Here is a 3,984-nt window from a genome sequence, read left to right as displayed (position 1 = left end):
CGGATCGGGCTGCCTGCGGTCGTCGGGCACTGTCTGTGCGCCGACGTCGCTCTACGCGCGGGGAACCTGCCCGAGGCGTTGGCCGAGGCGCGGCTCGCGAGCCGGCTCGCGCGAGGTCCCGAATTATCGGCCCTCGCGCAGTTGACGTTGGTGCAGTTGGCCCGGATCCGGGTGGTGCTCGGGCAGTACGACGGCGCGGCGGCGATGCTGCGCGGGACGTTCGGAATGCTGCCGGCGCGGGCCACCGCGCTCGGTGTTCGGGGCCGATGTCGGCACGCGAGTGGGGACGTGCGCGGGGCTTTGACCGACTTCTTGGAGTGTGGCCGCCGGTTGACCGAACTGGGCATCGTCAACCCGGCGTTGAGTGACTGGCGGGGGCACGCCGGGCTCGCCCTGACCGATCTCGGGCGACGGAACGAGGCGGTGCCGTTGCTGGACGAAGGGCTGGAGATCGCCCGACGCTGGGGGGCGCCGGCCACGATCGGGCAGTCCTTGCGCAATCGGTCGCGGATCGAAGGGCCGCGGGAGGCCGCGCCGTTGCTCGAAGAGTCGGTCGCGGTGTTGGAGGGTACGGGCGCGCGGCTGCAACTCGCGGCTTCCCTGGTGGAGTTGGGTCGGGCGTACGCACTTGGCGGGCAGCCGGCGGCGGCGCGTCAGTCGTTGCGGCGAGGGATGGGGTTGGCGCAGGAAGGCGGGTGGGAGAAGTTGGTCGAGCGGGCACACAAGGACCTGTTGGCGTGTGGAGGCCGACTGCGGCGGACCAGTTTGTCCGGGCCCGGGTCGTTGACGCCTTCGGAGCGGCAGATCGCGGAGCTCGCGGCGGCGGGGGACACGAACCGCGAGATCGCCGAGAAGCTGTGTGTCACGCGGGGGACGGTGGAGGTGCATCTGACCCACGTGTATCGCAAGCTCGGGATCGGAGGGCGAGCGTCGTTGCGGACCCGGCTGGTGGGGGCGGGCGGTCGGCCTCAGGCGCCGGCCGGTCTGGAGGGCGGCCTCAAGCGCCGACCGGGCTGAAGGTGGCCTCGAACGCCGACCGGGCTGACGGTGGCCTGTACCAGGGCGGAGCCCTCTTGGGGGAGCCGGTAGGCGTGCGGGAAGGCGTATACGCCGATGAGGACCAGGCATGCGGCGGCCGGTGCGATGCCCGTGTCGTACAGCAGGTGGCTCCAGGCCACGCCGGGGTAGGTGGGTACGTCGACGGAGAAGACCGGCTGCGCGGCGAGGTAGGTGGTCAGCGCGCCCGCGGTGGCGGCGGTCAGCGGTGCGAACAGCCGGTCCCACAGGGGGACTCCCGGTTTGCCGCCGGTCTCGGAGAGCACGAGCGCGGCGGCGACGGGGGTGGCGAACAGCGCGCCGATCGTTCCGGCGGCGCCGAGCGCGAGCCACCCTTCGGGCGTGCCCCGGTCCAGGCGGGCGCCGATCCAGCAGGCCAGTGCGATGTTGCAGGCGGTGATGGGGTTCTCCGGTCCCAGGCTCACCCCGCCGGCCAGTGCGATGACCAGGGCGAGCAGCACGCCGGGCACTTGGCGGTTGGAGGTTGATCGTGGTCAAGGTGTGACGATGGCGAAGTCGGGGTCGGGGGTGTCGAGCAGGCCGATGAGCGTTTCGAAGACCTGGGGGTCGCCCTGGATGTGGACGTCGTCGAGTCCCTTGCCGGCCAGGACCGCGAGCAGTTGCGGCTTGGTCAGAGTCAAGGTCAGGTCCGCGGCCTGGGCGGGCCGGGCCGCCTCCGAGGTGGTCTCGGTGCTGCGGTAGGTGAGGGCTCCGTTGGACAGCAGCAGGTGCCAGGTGCGGCCCTCGTCGGTGACGGTCCAGGCCATCGTGAGCCTGGTGTCCCACGCGCGAGGTCCGTCGACGCGGATGGCGAGCGAGTCGATGAGCATGTCGACGGTGAGCGCCATCGCCATTTCGGGGTTGGTCGTCTCCAGCGTGGTGTGCGCGACGGTGCCGCGCAGTTCCTGGGCGCCCATCAGGTAGAAGTTGCGCCAGGTCCCGTTCTCCGCGCCGTACCCGAGTTTTTCGTACACCGAAGCCAGCGCTTGCCTGGCCGACGTGTCATCGGGGGCGGCGAAGACCGCGTGCCCCAGCAATGTCGCGGCGAAGCGCAGGTCTCCCGAGGCGGCGTACTCCTCGCCCTTGGCGATCAACGCCGGCACGCCGCCGTAGTCGGCGGCGAAACGTGTGGCCTGCTCGACCGGCGGGTGCTCCCACAGGTGCGAGGGGTTGCCGTCGAACCAGCCCATGTAGCGCTGGTAGACGGCCTTGACGTTGTGGCTGACGGAACCGTAGTAGCCGCGGTTCGCCCACCGGTTCGCGACCGCCGGCGGCAGCTCCATCCGCTCGGCGATCTCGGCCCCGGTCAACCCCTGGTTGGTCATGCGCAGGGTCTGGTCGTGCAGGTACGCCCACATGTCCCGCTGACCGGCCAAGTGCTCGACGATGCGCTCGCGGCCCCAGGTCGGCCAGTGGTGGGAGGCGAACGCGACATCGGCCCGGTCGCCGAACAGGGCGATCGTCTCGCCCAGGTAGTGCGCCCAGATGCGGGTGTCGCGGACCACCGCCCCGCGCAGGGTCAGGATGTTGTGCATGTTGTGCGTCGCGTTCTCCGCCATGCACAGCGCGCTTCGGTCGGGGAAGTAGAAGTTCATCTCCGACGGTGCTTCGGTGTCCGGCGTCATCTGGAAGACGATCCGCACACCGTCGACGGTCTCCTCCTGACCGGTGCGGGTGATGTCCAGCGTCGGCGGGACCAGGGTGATCGTGCCCTTCGACGTCGTCATGCCCAGCCCCGCGCCGATCTGCCCGGCGGGGCCCTTGTCCAGTTCGGCGCCGTACATGTAGACCGCGCGGCGGGTCATCGCCCCGCCCGCGTAGACGTTCTCCGCGACCGCGTGCTCCAGGAACCCGGCCGGGGCGATCACCGGCACCGGGGCGTGGCCGTGCGGCAGGACTCCACGCGAGCCACCGAAGTGGTCGCCGTGGGAGTGGGTGTAGATCAGCCCGGTGACCGGGCGCTCGCCGCGGTGCTCGCGGTACAGCGCGAGCGCGGCGGCTGCGGTCTCGGCCGAGATCAGCGGGTCGATGACGATGACACCGGTGTCGCCCTCGACCAGTGTCATGTTCGACAAGTCCAGGTTCCGGACCTGGTAGATCCCTGTGGTCACCTCGAACAGGCCCTGCTTGTTGCACAGTCGACTTTGCCGCCACAGGCTCGGGTGCGCGGTGTCCGGGCTCTTCTCGTCGTTCAGGAACGCGTACGCGTCCCCGTCCCAGATCACCCGACCGTCGTCCGTTCGCACAACCGCCGGCGAGAGAGCAGCGACGAAGCCCCGCTCGGCGTCCTCGAAATCGGACCTGTCGGCATAGTCAAGATCGCTCATAAGACATAAATAGCCCACATAGTCCCATTGATCGCGGAACCGGGCCGCGCGTCTTCGCTGCGGGAGAACGACGACGTAGCCGGTGCTGCCGAGATTGATCACGGGCACCACTCGGCCACGGACGTCACGCACCGCCATTCTCGTGAGAGTTCGTCTGGGAGAGTCCTGCGAGAGCCTTCGGAGGTTTGGCGGTAAGCGCTGTGCCCCAAGGCCGTCAAACGCCGGCCGGGCTGAAAGGTGGCCCCAAACGCCGGTCGGGCTGGTGCGGTTGGTTGGGGGTGGTCATGGGATGGGCGGGGCTTGGCCGGTGACGGTGAAGCCGAGTAGGAGGGTGAAGCCGTTGACGGCGATGAAGTGGTTCCAGGCGGTCATGGCTCGGGTGTAGGCGGTCAGGGGCAGGGTGCCTTGGTCGACCAGGGGGAGCAGGCGTTCCGGTGAGAGTTGGGGGGCCAGGGCGGCGGCGCCGCCGGCCTCGTCGCTGGTGTAGGCGAACGGGCGCACGGTGATGTCCCGCAGGCCCGCCGCGGCCAGGATGCGCGGGAGGCGGCGGGCGATCAGGCGGTCGCCGCCGTTGGCCGCCTGGGCGGTGGCGAGGGCGCGG

General features: G+C 70.2%; 3 protein-coding genes and 1 pseudogene. 1 reads left to right on the top strand and 3 read right to left on the bottom strand.

Features of this window, described 5'->3' with window-relative positions:
• A partial coding sequence (locus tag GT354_RS44180) for a LuxR family transcriptional regulator (protein WP_237536059.1) occupies positions 1-1,017 on the top strand: 1,017 nt, incomplete at its 5' end.
• A 65-nt stretch (positions 1,018-1,082) separates the two neighbouring features.
• Here GT354_RS44180 and GT354_RS44175 read toward each other — a convergent pair.
• The 3 genes and pseudogenes from GT354_RS44175 to GT354_RS44165 all read right to left on the bottom strand — a co-directional run.
• Positions 1,083-1,526: pseudogene (locus GT354_RS44175) on the bottom strand (chloride channel protein); the annotation flags it as partial.
• A gap of 24 nt (positions 1,527-1,550) precedes the next feature.
• A complete protein-coding gene (locus GT354_RS44170; RefSeq protein WP_161362825.1) occupies positions 1,551-3,383 on the bottom strand; it encodes an alkyl sulfatase dimerization domain-containing protein in 1,833 nt (610 codons plus the stop codon).
• 282 nt (positions 3,384-3,665) lie between these two features.
• The coding region (locus GT354_RS44165) for a hypothetical protein (RefSeq protein WP_202512975.1) at positions 3,666-3,984 on the bottom strand (319 nt) is incomplete at its 5' end.

Origin of the sequence: Streptomyces sp. SID3343 (genome assembly GCF_009865215.1) — a bacterium.
In the GTDB taxonomy this organism is placed as follows: Bacteria; Actinomycetota; Actinomycetes; order Streptomycetales; family Streptomycetaceae; genus Embleya.
The sequence above is the reverse complement of the archived record's forward strand: the minus strand, read 5'-3'. Positions and strand labels throughout refer to the sequence as shown.

What these genes read in the sequence shown, in the direction of transcription:
- GT354_RS44170 (WP_161362825.1), bottom strand. Translation starts at nt 3,383, where the DNA reads ATGAGCGATCTTGACTATGCCGACAGGTCCGATTTCGAGGACGCCGAG.